We start from the raw sequence: 16,544 nt of genomic DNA on the forward strand, positions 1-16,544 counted from the left end.
CTCAGGTCACGTTGCGCCGCGCCAGATCGGCGATGCGCGCCGCGTCATAGCCCGCCTCGCGCAACACCTCGTCGGTATGTTCCCCCAGCAGCGGCGGCGGCGTGCGGATGTCGCAGGGTGTGCCGGAGAGCTTGATCGGAAAGCCGAGCTGCGGAATCCGCCCCTCAATCGGATGCTCGACCTCGAGCACCATGTTCCGGGCGCGGATCTGGGGGTCGTCGAATGCCTCGCCGACATCGTAGATTGCCGAAAACGGCACGTCCGCACCGGCCAGATCCGCCACCCACTGATCGCGGTCGCGGGTTCGGAAGAGAGCGTTCAGCCGACTGAACTGCGCCTTTGCGGCGACCCCTTCTGGCCATTGATCTGCGATCAGATCCCCAAGCCCCACCGCCCGGCAGAACCGCTCCCAGAAATGCGCCTCGATGATCCCCAGAGCGACCCAGCGTTCATCCCCGCATTCATAGACGTTGTAGCAGGGCGCTTGCCCGAGGAACGGCCGGGTACCGCCACGCGGATTGATGCCTGCGAACAGCCAGTCCGCGCCGTGATAGGCGAGCCAGGAAAAGGCGCCGTCGGTCATCGAGATATCGACGAACTGGCCGGCTCCGGTGCGGTTGCGTGCCAGAAGCGCGCCGAGGATACCGGTCGCGGCCATCTGCGACCCGCCGCCCACATCGGCAATCGACAGGCCGGGCACGATCGGGCGCCCCTCGCGATCCGCAAAGAGCCGCAGCCCCCCGGCCAGCGCCAGGTAGTTCAGATCGTGCCCCGGCATCAGACGATAGGGCCCGTCCTGTCCGAAACCGGAGATCGCGCAATAGACCAGCCGCGGATTAACCGCGCTCAGCGTCTCGTAATCGAGCCCAAGCCGCGCCATCACCCCCGGCCGGAATCCTTCGACCAGCACATCTGCTTCGGCGGCGAGGTCGCGGAAGATCGCCTTACCCTCGTCGGTCTTGAGGTTCAGCGTCACGCTCTTCTTGTTGCGGTTCAGCAGAAGGAAAGACCCGCTTTCCTTCACGTTGATCGGTTCGAATTCGCGGTTGTAGTCGCCTCGACCGGGTTCCTCGATCTTGATCACCTCGGCTCCCATATCGGCCAGAAGCTGGGTGCAAAAGGAGCCAGGCAGTAGCCGGGTCAGATCGAGGATGCGCAAACCCTCTAGCGCGCGGCCGGAGGGCGGCGTCATGTCGCCGTCCAGCCGCCATCGGCGGCGAGGGTCGCGCCGGTGACATAGCTGGCCGCGTCAGAGGCTAGAAAGATGACCGCCCCCGCCATCTCGTCTGCTTCGGCCAGCCGCCCGGCGGGCGTCCGCGTCTCGATCCGGCCGCGCAGCGTGTCATTCGCGGAAAGCCCGGCGGTCAGGTCGGTCGCGACATAACCGGGCGCCACGTTGTTGACCCGCACGCCCTGCCCTGCCCAATCCATGGCCAGCGACCGGCTGAGTGCTTCGACACCGGCCTTGGCGGCGCAATAGGCGCCGGTCCGCGCCAGCCCGGCATGCGCGGCGATAGAGGTGATATTGACGATGCTGCCCCTGCCCCGCGCCAGCATTCCCCGCCCAAAGGCGCGTGTACAAAGGAAAACGCCCGTCAGATTGACATCGAGGATCGCCTCCCATTCCTCCAGCGCAGTGTCTTCGGTGCGCTTGTAATGGGGATTGACCCCTGCATTGTTAACCAGAATATCCACCGGTCCCATCGCCGCCTCGGCTTCTGCCGCCAGCCGCGCGACATCCGACTCGCGCGAAACGTCTGCCGCGTGACCCAGCGCGCCGGAACCAAGATCGGCGATGCCCTTCGCCACGCTCTCTTCGGTCCGGCCGGTAATCATAACCCGCGCCCCGGCGACCATCAGCCCGCGCGCGATTGCCAGGCCAATGCCTCGGCTGGCGCCGGTGACCACGGCGTTGCGGCCCGTAAGATCGAAAACGTTCATGCCTGCGCCTCCACTGATTTCATTAACTTACGGGCCAATGACCAACGATGCACCTCGGACGGCCCGTCATAGATGCGAAAGCCGCGCACTTCGCGAAAGATCCGCTCGACCGGGGAATCGCGCGTTATGCCCAGACCGCCAAGGATCTGAATGGCCCGGTCGGCGATATTCCAGATCGCCTCGGAACATTGCACCTTGGCCATCGAACTTTCGGTTATGCCCTTGCCGCCGGTGTCGAGCACCCATGCGGCCTGTTGCAGCGACAGCCGCGCGGCCCGCATCTCGATCGCATTGTCCGCCAGCATAAAGCCGATCCCCTCGTGCGCGCCAAGCGGTTTGCCAAATGCCTGCCGGGTCGCGGCATGGGCCAACGCGACATCATGGGCACGTTGTGCTGCGCCCAGCCAGCGCATGCAATGGGTCAGCCGCGCGGGGGCCAGCCGCACCTGAGCATAGGCGAAACCTTCGCCCGGCGCGCCAAGGATATCCTCTTCCTGCAGGACGAGATTCTCGAACCGCACCACCGAATGGCCGCCGGCAAAGCTACTGTCCATCGCCAGCATGTCGCGTTCGATCGAGATGCCGTCGCGCGGCAGCGGGGTCAGGAACATCGTCGCCCGCCCATCCAGCGCACCGTCGGTGTTTCGCGCCATGATAATGCAGAACGCGGCGCCCCGCGCGCCGGTGATGAGCCATTTGCGCCCGTTGATAACATAGCCCTCGTTGGTGCGCCGCGCGGTCGTCGCCATCATCGAAGGGTCTGACCCCGCGCCGCCGGGCTCGGTCATTGCAAAGCATGACCGCGCGCCGCGCGCGAGCGGCTCCAGATAGGTCTTTCTCTGATCGGGGGTCGCGACCGTGTTCAGGAGATGCAGGTTGCCTTCGTCCGGCGCGGCGATATGCAACGCTGCGGGGCCAAGCAGGGAATAACCGGCCGCCTCGAAGACTGGCGCGCGGTCGAGATTTGACAGCCCGAGGCCGCCGAACTCCTTCGGGGCGTGCGGAGCGAACACCCCGGCGGCGCGGGCCAGCGCGTTCAGTTCTTCCCGTAACTCGTCGGAGGGGCCGTGATCGTCCCATCGCGGGTCGGTCTCGTAGGGGATCACATGTTCCTCGACAAAGCGCCGTGTGCGTGCGGCAAGTTCTTCGATGGCTGGGTCGGTATGAAAGTCCAAAGTCGTGTCTCCGTCTGAGTTATGTCAGTCGCTGCGCCCGGCCGCGACATCACGGGCGTGACGCAGCAGGCCGATGCCCAGGTCGCCGAAACCGGCATAGCGCGCATCGCCCAGGGCCCCGTCGCGCCAGCGGGCATGAAGTTGCAGGAACACCACGGCCAGTTTTAGCTGACAGAGCGCGCGCAACTGCGGCAGGCGGTCAAGGCTTCGGCCCGTCGCCTCGGCATATGCGACGGCCATCTCCGCGCGGCTGGGATAGCCCGGCTGTCCTGTAGGCATCTGGCCCAATTGGTGCATGACTTCGGGATCGCCCGGTTCGGTCCAGTAGCTGAGCAGTGTGGCGAGGTCGAACAGCGGCTCGCCAAGCGTCGCCATGTCCCAATCGAGAAGCGCCACCGGCGCCAACTTGTTCTCGGCAAGAATCAGATTGTCGAGCTTGATATCGCAATGCAGAATCGCCGGGGCCGCGTCGTTCCAGCCTTCGAAGAGCGTGGCAACTTGCCCCGCGACCTCATCCGCGAGCTTGGCATCCTCTGTGCCGGCGCAGATGTCGATCGCGGCGTTGGACCAGCGCGCGGCGTTTCGCGAGGCAAAACCGGCGGGCCGTGACAGATCCGATAGGTCGCAGCGGTTAGGATCGACTGAATGCAGCCGCGCCATGGTGTCGGAGAAGAGCGTGCAAAGACCGCCCGGGAGGTCCTCGCACGGGGCCAGCGTGCCGGGATCGTCGCCGCGCAGCACCCGGCCCGGCCGGAACTCGATCAGCTGGAACGGCGCGCCCAGAACGGCCGGATCTTTACACAGGTGGAAACTGCGCGGCGCCAGCGGGAACGCGGCAGGAAGCCGCGATAACACCCGATGCTCGCGCACCATATCATGGGCGCCCTTCGGCAACGGCCCGTGTGGTGCGCGGCGCAGGATCGCGCGCTGGTTGTCGACTATCACCTCGAAGTTCAAATTGGCGAGCCCACCGGCGCATCGCTTCGGTGGCTCCGACAGGTCAAGCATTATGCCCTTGCTCGCGAGATACCGCCGGAGCGCTGGCCAGTCGAGATCCTCGGGTCCCTTCGCCCAAACCGTCCCGGCTTCCTGCCCAGGTTGTTCCGTCATGCTGTTCGCCCCGAATTTTCAGACCTTGTCATCGCCAGGCCACCGCTTTGGCCGCCCAAACCCGCAGGGGCTGCTATGTACCGACGCCTTAGCGCGGCGTGTAAGGCAGTTTGCAAGCCCGTACTCAGCCCGACTGTCGGACCGAAAACTATCCTAGGAGAAGCTTATCGCGGGATCAACCGCAAAATTCTGCCTGATTCGTCAGGAATTGGCATTTCAGTTGGACCAAAAGGCCTTTTCCCAGGGTGAAGCGTGGGGATCGGCGGCGCAGCGTCGACCAAAAATGCATCCGTTTGATAACGAGGTGATCGCCACGCTGGCCGCGCCGGACGACGTGCAGAATCTGGAAGCGCGCTAAAAACCCCCTTTTCTCACAATCCCTTACACCCTTGATCCGCCGAATATTCAGCGGCAGGCCTTTGCGGCCTTTCGTGTGGGAGGCCCAGGGAACCGGGTGGCAACCGCCTGTTCGAGCGTTGACAAATAATCCACCCTGGAAATAGTGTCCGACACTAATCACAGGGAGGACAATCAGGAAATGAAACGACTTCTTACCATTTTGGCCGCGCTCTGCTGTGTTCCGGCCATCGCTATGTCCCAAGAGCATCGCATTGAAATCTCTTTGGAAACGGCGCCCAACCACATCCGCAACCTCGTTGTCTCGGACTTTGCTGAGGCGCTCGAAGAGGCCGCCGACGGCCGGCTGGAGGTGGAGATATTTCATGCTGCGTCGAAATATTCCGGGTCGAGCGTTCCCACGGCGCTGGCGCAGAGTGCGCTAGACATGGGGTTCCCGGGCACCTGGCACATGGGCTCTATCCTGGCGGAGTTCAATCTGCCGGGGCTGCCGCTGTTCTACGGTCGCACACGTGCCGAGCAATATACTGTGTGGGACGGGGCCGTCGGCCAGGAAATGGCCCACAGGCTTGAGGAAAAGCTTGGGGTCAAAGTCATCGGCCGCTGGATGGACCTCGGATATGGGCAGATGTTCTTTACCAAGAAGAACGTCACATCGCATGAGGATCTCGTCGGGCTGAAGATGCGCGCGCCCGGTGGCGCCGCCAACATTGCCCGCTACGACGGTTTCGGCGCCGCGGCGGTGGCAATCGGATGGGGCGATGTACCGCAGGCACTTCAACGTGGGACGGTGGACGGGCTTCTGACCACCCATGAGGCGGCGCGCAGCGCAAAGCTTTGGGATTCCGGCTTGAAATACGCCTATGACGACAACCAGACCTTCTTTCAATACGTGCCGGTCATGAGCACCGGAGCATGGTCGGAACTGCCAGAAGACCTTCAGAAAATTGTGGTCGACACCTGGGAAGCGTCGGTGGATGCCTTTCGGCTGAAGGCCGAGGAAGCGCAGAACGAAGCGCGCACGGTCAACGAGGAGAACGGAATTGCCATTGTGACTGCCGGGTCCGAGGATATTCTGACCATGCGGGCCAAACTGCTTGAAGGTCAGGACGCGCTGATCGGCGACTTGGGTATCGACTCCGAGATCGTCGCACAAGCCGCCGCCATACTGGAAAGTGAATAAGAGAACTGGCCGGCGCCTTGGCGCGCCGGCCCTCGCCAAAATATCGAAAGTCCAGACATGACCGCGCGCCTTACCGCCCGATCCTTTCTCACCGCGCTTGAGAACAGCGTGCTTGCCGCCATGGTGCTTGTCGCGCTCGGGCTCATTACCTGGGACGTGGTGATCCGGTATTTCTTTCCCACCCATCTTGCCGGCTGGACAACCGAGGTGGTGATCTACCTGGTCGTCTCGGCGATGCTGCTCTCCGGCTGGTCCCTGGTGCGGCTCAACCAGCATGTCCGCGCCGAACTGATCGTCGAACTGCTTGGCCCCAAGGCCCGGTACTGGGTCGAGCTGGGGGTTACGGCGACCGGCCTGACTTATTGCGCCATCGTCGCCTGGTTCGCCGTGGATATGGCGCAATTCGCCCGGATGCTTGACATCCGGTCGGCCAGTTCGCTGCATTTCCCAGTCTGGATATTCTACCTGGCCGTTCCGGTGGGCTTCGCGCTCATGGGCCTCGGATATGCGGTGCGGTTGATCCATCTGGCCCGCATCCCCGAAGACCGCATCGCCGATGCGATCCAATCCGCGCATTAGCCTATCGTCGGCACCTCACCCGTCACTCCATTGGGGGATATCACAATGCAGGCCGTTCTGATCATTGGCGCGTTTGCCGGAATGCTGGCATCAGGCATGCCCATCTTTCTGGCGCTCGGCATCCTGTCGCTGGCGCTGGTCTATCTGGAAGGCATGCCGCTCATCGCCTATCCGCAGATTTTCGTGGATCACCTGACATCCGAAACGCTGGTCGCGATACCCTTCTTTGTTCTGGCGGCGTCCTTTATGCAGCGTGGCGGGATTGCGAAGGCGCTGGTGGACTGCGCGACGGTTTGGGTCGGCGGGCTGCGTGGCGGACTTGCGCTGGTCTGCGTTGCGGCGACGACGGTGTTCGCGGCGATTTCCGGCTCTTCCATCGCGACGGCAATGGCCATGGGCACATTGCTGGTGCCCGCAATGATCAACCGTTCATATCAGAGGCCCTTCGCGCTCGGTGTGGTCGGCGCATCTGGCACGTTGGGCATCTTGATCCCGCCCAGCCTACCAATGATCGTCTATGCGATCATCGCCGAGGAATCGGTGCCGCGCCTTTTTCTGGCCGGCGTGCTGCCGGGTTTGCTTCAGGCGCTCCTTTTCGGTCTCTGGATCGCCTTCTTCACCTGGAAAAAGGGCTATCCGAAGGAGGACGGCATCAGTCGCGATCAATTCATCAAGGCCAATCTGCGCGCGCTTCCCGCCTTGTCGCTTCCGGTCATCATTCTGGGCGGCATTTACAGTGGCATCGTCACAGTGACGGAATCGGCGGGGCTGGCCGCGCTCACCTCAATCATCGTGGCGCTCGGCGTCTACAAGGGCTGCCGCCTGTCCGAGATCCCCGAGATCGTCGCCGGTTCCTTGCGGACGACGGCATCGATCATCTTCATCGTGATGACGGCGGGTGCCTTTGCGCATTGGATAGCCGGTTCCGGCGTCTCGGATGTACTGGTCGGGTTCGTCGAGAGTTACGAGCTTTCGGCCTGGCAGTTCCTGCTCTTCATCAATGTCGTTCTCTTAGCCCTGGGAATGTTCCTTGAGGTCTTTGCCGTGATCCTCATCGTTATGCCGATCGTCCTGCCGCTGCTGGGGCCGCTTGGCATCAACCCGATTCACTTCGCGGTGGTCATCATGGTGAACATGGAGGTGGCGCTGTTGACACCGCCGATCGGCATGAATCTCTACGTGCTGTCATCGATCACGAAATCGCCTATCGCAGAGGTGATCCGCGGCGTGCTTCCCTTCATCGTGATCATGCTTCTGCTCTTGATACTGGTGACCTACGTCCCGGAAATCTCGCTATTCCTGCCTGAATACGTATATGGCAAGTAAGGCTTGGCACCGAGATGTTCATCTAATGACTTGCGGTGCCGCAATTGGTAGGCTGGTCGGATGGATAATAAGCTCAACGGATTTTCAGTCGATCATAGCCAGGAAATGCCGATTTTCCGGCAGATCGCCGAAGAGCTGCGGCGCAGGATACTGGACGGGCAGCTTCAGGCCGGCGACCGCCTGCCTCCGGAAACGGCCATCGCCGAGAACCTCGGCATTCACCGGTCAAGCGTCCGCGAAGCCATCCGCGCGCTTGAGCAATCCGGCTTTGTCCGCCGCGATCCCGGCAAGCGCAAACTGCACGTCGCGCTGCCCGAGACCAAAGAGTTCTCCCGTCGACTGGTCGACCCGCTCATTCTGAGCAAGGTCACCTTCGAAGAGGTCTGGGAAACCATTCGGGCGCTCGATCCGATGGCGGCGGCGGCGGCGGCCAAACGGCGTCGTCCCGATCATATTAAGGCGCTGGAAGAAAACGCGGCCAAGACGCGGGCGGCCTGGGGCGATGTCGAACTTCTTACGCTGCTGGACATCGAATTTCACGAAATCGTCGCGGCGGCGGCGGACAACCGGGTCCTCCAATCGATCCGCATCCCAATCAGCGATCTGTTCTATCCCTCGTTCTTTACGGTCATGTCTCGGGTCGATGCCTCGGACCGTTTGCTGGTTGCGCATGAGAAAATCATCGATGCCATCCGGCGCCAGGACGAGGAGACCGCGCATAGCTGGATGGTCAAGCATATCAACGATTTCCGAAAGGGCTATGAACTTGCAAGGCTCGATATGTCCGGGCCCGCGCGGCCGATGCGGAACACTGCATCCTGACACTGTCGCGCGGGGCCGTCACAACATGCCCGAACGCATTGCAAAGCAACGCCATCCCGTGACCAGCCGCCTCACCGCGACGAGATCGGCGAGACGAAAAGAGATGTAAGAACGGTCTGAGCATTCCGCCACTTTTCCAAGTTATTTTCGGGCGGGGACAGCGATGCCTCTCAACGTTTGAATCCCCCGACGGATTGCGCTACTGGTAACCAATCGGTAGCGTACGTGAAGCAGTGTTAGGAAAATCGTGAGCAAGAAACCAAAGAAATGGGGCGACACCCTTCTGAGCCGGGAGGAGTTGCGCTCGCGAAAGAAAATGGCTCTGATCGGGGCGGCCGCGCAGGAATTTCGGCGGCACGGGTATCACGGCACGTCTATGGACAGTATCGCCGGGTCGATCGGTGTCACCAAGGCGGCGCTGTACCGCTATATCAGAAGCAAGGATGAAGTGCTTTACGAATGCTTCAAATATTCCGAGAAGGTGGGCCTTCGGGCGCTGGATCTTGCGATCCAGACGGAAGGCGATGCACCGGAAAAGCTGAAGGCGTTTTTGCGTGAATTCATAGAAGGCTACCTCTCCAGCAGCCTGGCCAGCGGCGCGATGATCGAGATCTCTGCGCTGACCGACGAACAGCGGGCGGATGTGGTGGCTGGGCGGGACAGGATTGATGCTGGCCTTATCGAGATCATTCAGGCTGGCATCGACGATGGCAGCCTGATCCGGGAAAAACCGAAGTTGATGATTCTGACCATCATGGGTTCGGTCAACTGGATTCCGAGCTGGTTCCGCGAGGACGGCGACCTCGGCGCAAATCAAATTGCCGAGATCTTCGCCAACACTCTAATCGACGGAGTCCGGGCCCGTTAGGCGGCGGCGTCATAAAAAGGCAAAAATACCGTGCGGGGGTCATCTTGATCTTCATGCAGCCCCCGCCATAGTTCTTGAACCGCATTTTTCCATTCGGCCGGCCGGGAAATGACATTTTGCTGCGCGATCTTTCCGGCCTGGACCAGAATCTCGTTATCGTCCTCCCGCATTCTGTCCCAATTGCGCGAAACGTTCCGTTGCAACGATTCATGGGCCCCCGCAAAACTGGGATCCCTCAGGGTTTCCGTTGATACGATGGCGACATAGGTGATCATCATCAGACCAGGCACGCGGCTGATGAAGTTCAGATCACCGGCGAGAAGCGTCTGCCATGCCCCCGGCGAGGTAAAGACCCCGTCGATTGCGCGTTGCGTCACCGCCTCGCGAAGATCTGTGATCGGCATGACCACCGGCGTCGCCCCCAAGGCATACATCAGGTCTTCGTAAACCCCCGGCCCCGCAACCCGGATTCGCTTGCCCGTCAAATCGCCTAGCGCGTATAACGGCCCGTCAAACATGGCGAAAACCTGATCGGCCCCGCGCATGATGGCCGCGACAGCCAGACCTTCGGGGCGCAGGCAGGTATTGATGACGTCCAACAGACGATCCTGATACGCACCGTCCGTCATCGCGTCGTCGCTCAGACCAAATGGCAGATTCAGGGCAGACAAGGCAGGGTGAAGCCGCTCAAGGTGCGCCGCGTTCATCCAGCCCACATCCAGCTGGCTGCCTTGGATCGCGTCAATGGTTTGCGCTCCAGGAAAGAGGATATTGTCCGGATTGATCACCAGCGGCCGAGCCGCGCCCGCCGCGCGCACAAGATCCTCCATTACGGCGAAGAAGTATTTGGCGCGCGGATGGTTTTCGGGGAAATCAAATCCCATGCGAAATGGGTGAAGTTGAGACATTGGATTATCGCCTTTTCACTTTGGATCTATATTGGGATCATGTCATCGAACGGCTAAGACCGCCATCAATCCGGATCATTTCCCCGGTGATGAAACGGTTTTCGGGATCGCCCAGAAACGCCACCAAATTCGCTACTTCTTCGGGTGTCCCCAGCCGTCCGGCCGGTGTCGCCCGGCGGCGTTTCTCCCAGCCTTCTTGTGGAACAATGCCAAGTGACCCCTCCGTCGGAACCGGACCGGGCGCGACTGAGTTGACCGATATGCCAAACGGGGCAAGGTCGATCGCCAATTGCCGGGTCAATGACGCGACGCCGCCCTTTACAATGCTGTAGACTGCGGCGTTATGAATGCCGATTTCTGCTGCAATTGAGCTCATATTGATAATCGAGCCGCCTCGGCCACGTTTCATCGCGGGCACAGCTCCCTGAATGGTCCACAGCATTGCCGCCAGGCCAACATTGAACATTCTGTTCACCACATCAGGGGTGACGTCTTCGATCGGCGCATAACTCGCCCAGCTGGCGTTGTTGACCAAAATGTCGATCTGGCCAAACCGATCCTCCCAATGCGCGACCATGGCCCGCACCTGATCGCGGTCGGACACATCGCAGGGCGCGATCTCCAGCGCGGCACCAGCATCGGCGCAGTCCGCTTTCAGCGCGGCAAGCCCGGCTTCATCCAGATCGGTGGCCACCACATGCGCCCCGCGGCACCGCAATTGCAGCGCCGCGGATTTTCCCAGGCCGCGCGCGGCCCCCGTCACGAGCGCGACGCGCCCTTCCAAGGTTGTCATCGGTATCACCATCTAGGTTAGAAGAGCTTGCCTGGCAGCCACATCACGATCTGCGGGAACAGGATAAAAAGAACCAGGCAGGCAAGTTGAATAAGAACGAAGGGCAGGATGCCCTTATAGACATCGATCATCTGCACGCCCGGCGGTGCCGCGCCCTTCAGATAGAACAGCGCGAAGCCGAAGGGCGGTGTCAGGAACGAGGTTTGCAGATTGACCGCGACCAGAATGGCGAACCAGTAGATTTTCTCCTGATCCGCGACATGGCCGCCAAAATCAGTGGCCTGAATGACCGGCACCACGATGGGCAGAATGATCAGCGAGATCTCGACCCAGTCGAAGAAGAACCCCATCACAAAGATGATCAACATCAGCGCCGCCAGCAGCCCCCAACTTCCCAGGACAGATGAGGAGAGGAAATCGCTGACCACATCGTCGCCGCCAAGCGACCGGAATACATAGGAAAATGCCGTTGCCCCGGCAAAGATGAAGAACAGCATTGCGCCTGTCAGCGCCGTGCCCTGGACCACATCGTTGAGCACTTTTATCGACAATCGACCGCGCAACAGCGCCAGAAGCGTGGCTCCGACAGCCCCCACTGCCGAAGCCTCGGTCGGTGAGGCCCAGCCGAAGAGAATCGATCCCAGGACGAGAAATATCAGGAAGACTGGGGGGAGCAGCGCCCTGATCGCCAGCCCGAGCTTTGCCAGCGGTGTGGCATAGCGCGGATCCGCCGGGGGCTGGGGTGCCTGCTCGGGCCGAAGCCAAGCCAGCACGAGAATGTAGAGGAAATAAGCCAAAGCGAGGGCGAGGCCGGGGATCATCGCGGCCACAAAAAGCGTGCCGGCCGAGATCGCCATAAGCTCGGCCATGATCACCAGCATGATGCTGGGCGGGATCAGAATGCCGAGCGTGCCCGCCGCCGCGATCGTCCCGGTCGCCAGCCGCTTGTCATAGTTGTTGGCCAGAAGCATCGGCAGGGCCATCACGGTCATCATCACGACGGATGCGCCGATGATGCCGGTCGCGGCTGCCAGAATGGTGCCCATCACGGTGACGCTCAGCGCCAGCGCGCCGGGGACGGGTCGGAAGATCACCTGAAACGCGTGCAGCAGGTCTTCGGCCACGCCACTTTTTTCTAGCATGATGCCCATGAAGACAAACATCGGCACCGCCGTCAGCAGCAGGCTTTCGGCAATCCCGCCCCAGATACGCGGGACGATGTTGTAGAATTCGATAAGCGAAAACATGTCGAGCGCATATCCAATGCACCCGAATACAAGCCCCGTGCCGCCCAGAATGAAAGCAACGGGATATCCGGTGAACATCATGACCGCGAGAAACGCGAACATGAAGAATGGAAGCCAGTAGTAGATATCCAATGCGCTAATCCCAGATCTTGGCCCTTGCACCCCGGTAAGAGTACAAAAGGACATGCAAAGCCCGCAGGAAAACACCGGCCGAGGCAATCAGCACCAGTGAGAAGCCCAGAAACAGTGTGGATTTAATGATCCAGCGGTGGCTCAGTCCTGAAGAGGCGACCGAGGTTTCGCCCTGCATGAAAGACCTGTGGGCGAAATCAAACCCTGTGTAGATAACCAGGCCGGTATAGGGAAATAGGAAGAGAATGCAGCCCAATGCCTCGATCCATGCCGCGGTGCGCGGGCTGAAACGGCTATGAAATATGTCGACGCGGACATGAATGTTGCGGACATATCCATAACCGAAACACAAAAGCATCAGCGCGGCGTGAAAATGCCATTCGAGTTCCTGCAACCGGGTCGAGCCCAGCACGAAGAAACGCCGAGAGACCACGTCGAAGACGGTTGTAAGGATCAGCGGAACAACCAGCCAGGCGGCGGCGCTCCCGATCCACTCGGCAACTCTCATGAGCCGATTGGCCAATTTCAGCACTGCGTGTCCCTCCGATGGGGCTGGCGCCGCGGTTCCGCGCGCCGGCCCCTTTGCTGTGCCCAGGTTATTTCAGATGGCCCACTGAGGCCCAGTTGTCATATTCCTCGCGGAAGGCGGCAAGAGACGCCCACGCCTCTTGGAAGCCTTCGTCCTTGGCGATCTCCTCCGCCACGACCTCTTGCCAGGCGGCCTCCAGCGCCGAGAGGATCTCCGGCGGCCAAGTGTGGATCGTCACGCCATGGCCCTCGATCTCTTCCAGCGCGGCCGCTTGAATGGCCTCGCCTTCGGCCAGCATCCGCATCATGTTGGCCTGACATACCGTGGTGAGCTGTGCCTGCCGCGTCTCGGACAGTGCATTCCATTTCTCGAGGTTGACGAGTACTTCGAGGAAAGTCGCCTGCTGGTGCCAGCCGGGGAAATAATAATGCTTCGCAACCTGGTGAAATCCGACGCTCAGATCGACCGCAGGCTGCGAGAATTCGGTAGCATCGATTGTCCCACGCTCAAGCGATGGGAAAATATCGCCCCCGGCGAGCAATTGGGTGGACACGCCGACCCGGTCCAACACCTTCGCCCCGGCACCGCCAAAGCGCATTTTCAGGCCCTTCAGCTCGTCCAGAGACGTGATTTCCTTTCGGAACCAGCCGCCCGACTCCGGCGCCACGACGGCACAGGGGATCGGCTTGACGCCGTGAGGCGCATAAAGCTTGTCCCAAATTTCCTGGCCGCCACCAAAAAGCAGCCAGGCAGAATATTCATCGGCCGAGGGGCCGAAGGGAATACCGCTGAGAACCGCTGCGCCGGGGATTTTTCCGACCCAGTAGCCGGGCGCGGACCAGCCGGCGTCGATCGAGCCCTTGGCGACCGCATCGAAGACCTCGAGCGCCGGAACCAGCGCGTTCGGTTCGAAGAACCGGATTTTGAACTCACCGCCAGACACCAGGTCAATCTGTTCTTCCACCCGTTTGCCGCCGGTGCCAAGCTGGGTCAACTGGCTTGGAAACGTACTGCCCATCTTCCAGCTGACTCTATCCTGTGCTGTCGCAGGGCCGGACGGAAAGGCAAGTGTCACCGCCACGGCAAGGCCCGCCAGGACCCGTGATCCTTCAAGCTTCATCTTATTCCTCCCATTTTGCACCGCAGCCTCTGAACCGCTGAGCTAAAAAAGTAATCATATGGTTATTTCCGAAACCATTTGGTAACCTAGGATGAACGGCTGCGCCGAGTCAACCCTGTTTGGCGATGGCGTGGTGCCGGAAATAGCAATCGGGAAAACAAAAATATGTTTCTTAAGAAAATCGCCAGCGGCCTCGACGCACCGGTGGGAATGGCAGTGCGGGCCGATGGTGGCCTGCTTGTAGCAAACTGGGGTGCCGATTGCATAAGTCTTGTCCGGGAGACCGGCGATACCGAGCGAGCCTTTTGTAATATCTCCGGTCCGTCCGGCCTTACAATCGATGCCAGCGGGAATATTTTCGCCGCATCCTACAGCGATGACATCATCAAGCGAATTGAACCGGACGGCACCGCGACCATCTTTGCGCGCGGCCTGAGGACGCCTGCCGGACTCTGTTTTGAGAAGGACGGCGCCCTGCTGGTGGCAAACCGCGCCGCGAACCAGATCCTCGCTCTTGCTCCGGATGGCCGTTCGCGCATTCTATGTGACGGGTTCCAGACGCCAGTCGGCGCCGCACGATCCCCGGACGGCACGCTCTTCGTATCGAACTTTTCCGGGGGTGTCACGATCTGCCGGCCCGATGGCCGCCGCACAACGATCTCGGACCCGATCAGGCAGCCCGGTCCGGGGATCGTCGCAACGACGGCGGGCCGGATCTTCGTTGTCGATTTCGCGGGCGGGACGGTCTTTGAGGTGACCGCCGATGCCGAGTGCGTCGAGATCGTATCAGGCCTGAAATCGCCCGCAGGTCTGGTCGAGGGTCGGAACCGCGCCCTGCTGGTCGCGACCTGGGGAGACGGTGCGGTCTATGAAATCTCCCTGTGAAAAGAGGGTGATCCCGCCGCGCGGGATCGCCCTCTCTAGACGGCAACCGTAAGATCGGCCTAAACGGTCATCAGCACCGATTTCTTTTCCGTATAGGCGTCCAGTACATCTTTGCCCATCTCCCGCCCGATGCCGGAGTTCTTTACGCCGCCGAAGGGCAGGTTCGGATCCAGAAGGTTGTGGCAATTCACCCACACGATGCCGGCGTCGATACGTGGCACCGTCCGGTGCACGCGATGCAGGTTCGACGACCAGACACTGGCCGCCAGCCCGTATTCGGACTCGTTGGCCAGTGCCACCGCGTGATCTTCATCATCGAAGGGAATGGCAACCAGAACCGGGCCGAAAATCTCTTCGCGCACCGCCACATTGTCGTTGGTGTCGCTGGCCAAAACGGTGGGCTGCATGAAATAGCCGGGCCCGTCGACCGCAGCGCCGCCAGAAATCACCTTGGCCCCCTCGGAGACGCCCTTTTGCACATAGTCGAGAACACTTGCCCGATGCGACGCAGAAATCAGCGGACCCATACGGGTCTCAGGGTCCATTCCGTGACCTATTTTCATCCGCGCGCCGCGCTCTGCCACTCCTTCGATGAATTCATCGTAGACCGATTTTTGGACATAAAGCCGCGAGCCGGCAGTGCAGGTTTCCCCCTGGTTGAAAAAGATCGCCGACGCCGCTCCGGCGATCGCCGACTTGATGTCAGCATCGTCGAACACGATGACCGGCGACTTACCCCCCAGCTCAAGCGAGCTCGGGTTGAGGTTCTTCATCGCCTGAAGGCCGACATGCCGTCCCACTTCGGTCGACCCGGTGAAGGTCACTTTCGAGATCAGCGGATGGCTTGTCAGCGCATCGCCGATCACAGAGCCACTGCCGGTGACGACATTGACCACGCCAGCCGGAAAGCCCGCCTCGACAATCAGCTCAGCCAAACGCAGCGCTGTCAGGGGCGTCTCGCTAGCCGGCTTCAGCACCACGGTGCAACCGGTGGCAAGCGCCGGGCCGATCTTCCACACCGCCATGTTGAGCGGGAAATTCCAGGGCACGATCGCCGCAACCACACCGACCGGCCGCCGCTGGGTGTAGCCGAAGTAATCCCCGCCGCCCCGTGGCTTGGGGAACGATACGTCCAGCACCGACCCTTCGATCTTGGTCGCCCATCCGGCTACATACCGCAGATATTCAATCGACCCGCGCACATCGGCATTCTTGGCCATTGCAAAGGGCTTGCCGTTGTCAAGCGTTTCCAGCTCTGCCAACTCGTCAATATTCTGTTCAAGCAGATCGGCAAGTCGGTTGATCAGGCGTTGGCGGTGCGAGGGGCGCATGCGCGCCCAATCGTCGCCTTCGAAGGTTTGCCGTGCGGAGCGGACTGCCTGATCCACTTCCGCAGCCGTGGCGCGGGCAATCTGTGTCAGCGCCTCGCCGGTCGCGGGATCGGTGGTGGCCTGCGCATCACCGGAGGCGGGTGTGGCAAGCGCGCCGTCGACGAAGTACTTGCCTCTCAGTCGCTCCAACGTGGCCCGCACGGGCTGCGAGATTTCTATTGCTTGAGACATATTGGGT

17 protein-coding genes are annotated in these 16,544 nt (G+C 61.2%); 7 read left to right on the top strand and 10 right to left on the bottom strand.

Features of this window, described 5'->3' with window-relative positions; all coding sequences use genetic code 11:
* Position 1 precedes the first annotated feature (1 nt).
* From ACN0SW_RS13710 to ACN0SW_RS13725, 4 genes are read right to left on the bottom strand one after another with little or no spacing between them, the layout of a single operon-like run.
* The gene (locus ACN0SW_RS13710; RefSeq protein ID WP_417728492.1) at positions 2-1,192 is read right to left on the bottom strand and encodes a CaiB/BaiF CoA transferase family protein; all 1,191 of its coding nucleotides are present in this window, start codon (positions 1,190-1,192) and stop codon (positions 2-4) included.
* Complete coding sequence (locus tag ACN0SW_RS13715) at positions 1,189-1,941, bottom strand: SDR family NAD(P)-dependent oxidoreductase (RefSeq protein WP_417728493.1); 753 nt, start codon at positions 1,939-1,941, stop codon at positions 1,189-1,191. Before ACN0SW_RS13715 ends, ACN0SW_RS13710 begins: the two co-directional genes overlap by 4 nt.
* Positions 1,938-3,116 carry an acyl-CoA dehydrogenase family protein gene (locus tag ACN0SW_RS13720; RefSeq protein WP_417728494.1) on the bottom strand — a complete coding sequence of 393 codons (1,179 nt, stop codon included), beginning with the start codon at positions 3,114-3,116 and terminating at the stop codon, positions 1,938-1,940. The genes ACN0SW_RS13715 and ACN0SW_RS13720 overlap by 4 nt, the downstream gene beginning before the upstream one ends.
* A 24-nt stretch (positions 3,117-3,140) precedes the next feature.
* Positions 3,141-4,226 carry a phosphotransferase family protein gene (locus ACN0SW_RS13725; protein ID WP_417728495.1) on the bottom strand — a complete coding sequence of 362 codons (1,086 nt, stop codon included), beginning with the start codon at positions 4,224-4,226 and terminating at the stop codon, positions 3,141-3,143.
* Positions 4,227-4,446: 220 nt separating this feature from the next.
* On the opposite strand from ACN0SW_RS13725, the gene ACN0SW_RS13730 reads away from it, so the two are divergent.
* The 6 genes from ACN0SW_RS13730 (at position 4,447) to ACN0SW_RS13755 (ending at position 9,361) form a co-directional block, all read left to right on the top strand.
* On the top strand, positions 4,447-4,584 hold the full coding sequence (locus ACN0SW_RS13730; RefSeq protein WP_417728496.1) for a hypothetical protein: 138 nt from the start codon (positions 4,447-4,449) through the stop codon (positions 4,582-4,584).
* 180 nt (positions 4,585-4,764) lie between these two features.
* On the top strand, positions 4,765-5,766 hold the full coding sequence (gene dctP / locus ACN0SW_RS13735; protein ID WP_417728497.1) for a TRAP transporter substrate-binding protein DctP: 1,002 nt from the start codon (positions 4,765-4,767) through the stop codon (positions 5,764-5,766).
* Positions 5,767-5,823: 57 nt separating this feature from the next.
* Positions 5,824-6,345, top strand: coding sequence for a TRAP transporter small permease (locus ACN0SW_RS13740; RefSeq protein WP_417728498.1), 522 nt, complete (start codon positions 5,824-5,826; stop codon positions 6,343-6,345).
* Positions 6,346-6,390: 45 nt separating this feature from the next.
* Positions 6,391-7,671, top strand: a complete 1,281-nt coding sequence (locus ACN0SW_RS13745; RefSeq protein WP_417728499.1) for a TRAP transporter large permease — start codon at positions 6,391-6,393, stop codon at positions 7,669-7,671.
* Between the two features lie 60 nt (positions 7,672-7,731).
* Positions 7,732-8,493: a FadR/GntR family transcriptional regulator gene (locus ACN0SW_RS13750; RefSeq protein ID WP_417728500.1), complete on the top strand. Its 762-nt coding sequence runs from the start codon at positions 7,732-7,734 to the stop codon at positions 8,491-8,493.
* 247 nt (positions 8,494-8,740) lie between these two features.
* Positions 8,741-9,361, top strand: coding sequence for a TetR/AcrR family transcriptional regulator (locus ACN0SW_RS13755; protein WP_417728501.1), 621 nt, complete (start codon positions 8,741-8,743; stop codon positions 9,359-9,361).
* Here the strand turns inward: ACN0SW_RS13755 and ACN0SW_RS13760 are convergent.
* From ACN0SW_RS13760 to ACN0SW_RS13780, 5 genes are all read right to left on the bottom strand, one after another.
* The gene (locus ACN0SW_RS13760) at positions 9,358-10,269 is read right to left on the bottom strand and encodes a TRAP transporter substrate-binding protein (protein ID WP_417728502.1); all 912 of its coding nucleotides are present in this window, start codon (positions 10,267-10,269) and stop codon (positions 9,358-9,360) included. The genes ACN0SW_RS13755 and ACN0SW_RS13760 overlap by 4 nt on opposite strands.
* Positions 10,270-10,306: 37 nt before the next feature.
* Positions 10,307-11,062, bottom strand: a complete 756-nt coding sequence (locus ACN0SW_RS13765) for an SDR family NAD(P)-dependent oxidoreductase (RefSeq protein WP_417728503.1) — start codon at positions 11,060-11,062, stop codon at positions 10,307-10,309.
* A 17-nt stretch (positions 11,063-11,079) separates the two neighbouring features.
* On the bottom strand, positions 11,080-12,441 hold the full coding sequence (locus ACN0SW_RS13770) for a TRAP transporter large permease (RefSeq protein WP_417728504.1): 1,362 nt from the start codon (positions 12,439-12,441) through the stop codon (positions 11,080-11,082).
* A 4-nt stretch (positions 12,442-12,445) separates the two neighbouring features.
* Positions 12,446-12,973, bottom strand: coding sequence for a TRAP transporter small permease subunit (locus ACN0SW_RS13775; protein ID WP_417728505.1), 528 nt, complete (start codon positions 12,971-12,973; stop codon positions 12,446-12,448).
* Between the two features lie 64 nt (positions 12,974-13,037).
* Positions 13,038-14,090 carry a TRAP transporter substrate-binding protein gene (locus ACN0SW_RS13780; protein WP_417728506.1) on the bottom strand — a complete coding sequence of 351 codons (1,053 nt, stop codon included), beginning with the start codon at positions 14,088-14,090 and terminating at the stop codon, positions 13,038-13,040.
* A 165-nt stretch (positions 14,091-14,255) separates the two neighbouring features.
* On the opposite strand from ACN0SW_RS13780, the gene ACN0SW_RS13785 reads away from it, so the two are divergent.
* Positions 14,256-14,975, top strand: coding sequence for a hypothetical protein (locus ACN0SW_RS13785; protein ID WP_417728507.1), 720 nt, complete (start codon positions 14,256-14,258; stop codon positions 14,973-14,975).
* Between the two features lie 59 nt (positions 14,976-15,034).
* Here the strand turns inward: ACN0SW_RS13785 and ACN0SW_RS13790 are convergent, their stop codons facing one another.
* Positions 15,035-16,537, bottom strand: coding sequence for an aldehyde dehydrogenase family protein (locus ACN0SW_RS13790; RefSeq protein WP_417728508.1), 1,503 nt, complete (start codon positions 16,535-16,537; stop codon positions 15,035-15,037).
* Positions 16,538-16,544 lie beyond the last annotated feature (7 nt).

It is taken from the genome of Roseovarius sp., assembly GCF_048262375.1.
In the GTDB taxonomy this organism is placed as follows: domain Bacteria; phylum Pseudomonadota; class Alphaproteobacteria; order Rhodobacterales; family Rhodobacteraceae; genus Roseovarius.

Bases quoted from the DNA above. Each gene is read 5' to 3' on its own strand.
- ACN0SW_RS13710 (WP_417728492.1), bottom strand. From the start codon at position 1,192: ATGACGCCGCCCTCCGGCCGCGCGCTAGAGGGTTTGCGCATCCTCGAT.
- ACN0SW_RS13715 (WP_417728493.1), bottom strand. From the start codon at position 1,941: ATGAACGTTTTCGATCTTACGGGCCGCAACGCCGTGGTCACCGGCGCC.
- ACN0SW_RS13725 (WP_417728495.1), bottom strand. From the start codon at position 4,226: ATGACGGAACAACCTGGGCAGGAAGCCGGGACGGTTTGGGCGAAGGGA.
- dctP (WP_417728497.1), top strand. From the start codon at position 4,765: ATGAAACGACTTCTTACCATTTTGGCCGCGCTCTGCTGTGTTCCGGCC.
- ACN0SW_RS13740 (WP_417728498.1), top strand. From the start codon at position 5,824: ATGACCGCGCGCCTTACCGCCCGATCCTTTCTCACCGCGCTTGAGAAC.
- ACN0SW_RS13745 (WP_417728499.1), top strand. From the start codon at position 6,391: ATGCAGGCCGTTCTGATCATTGGCGCGTTTGCCGGAATGCTGGCATCA.
- ACN0SW_RS13750 (WP_417728500.1), top strand. From the start codon at position 7,732: ATGGATAATAAGCTCAACGGATTTTCAGTCGATCATAGCCAGGAAATG.
- ACN0SW_RS13760 (WP_417728502.1), bottom strand. From the start codon at position 10,269: ATGTCTCAACTTCACCCATTTCGCATGGGATTTGATTTCCCCGAAAAC.
- ACN0SW_RS13765 (WP_417728503.1), bottom strand. From the start codon at position 11,062: ATGACAACCTTGGAAGGGCGCGTCGCGCTCGTGACGGGGGCCGCGCGC.
- ACN0SW_RS13780 (WP_417728506.1), bottom strand. From the start codon at position 14,090: ATGAAGCTTGAAGGATCACGGGTCCTGGCGGGCCTTGCCGTGGCGGTG.
- ACN0SW_RS13785 (WP_417728507.1), top strand. From the start codon at position 14,256: ATGTTTCTTAAGAAAATCGCCAGCGGCCTCGACGCACCGGTGGGAATG.
- ACN0SW_RS13790 (WP_417728508.1), bottom strand. From the start codon at position 16,537: ATGTCTCAAGCAATAGAAATCTCGCAGCCCGTGCGGGCCACGTTGGAG.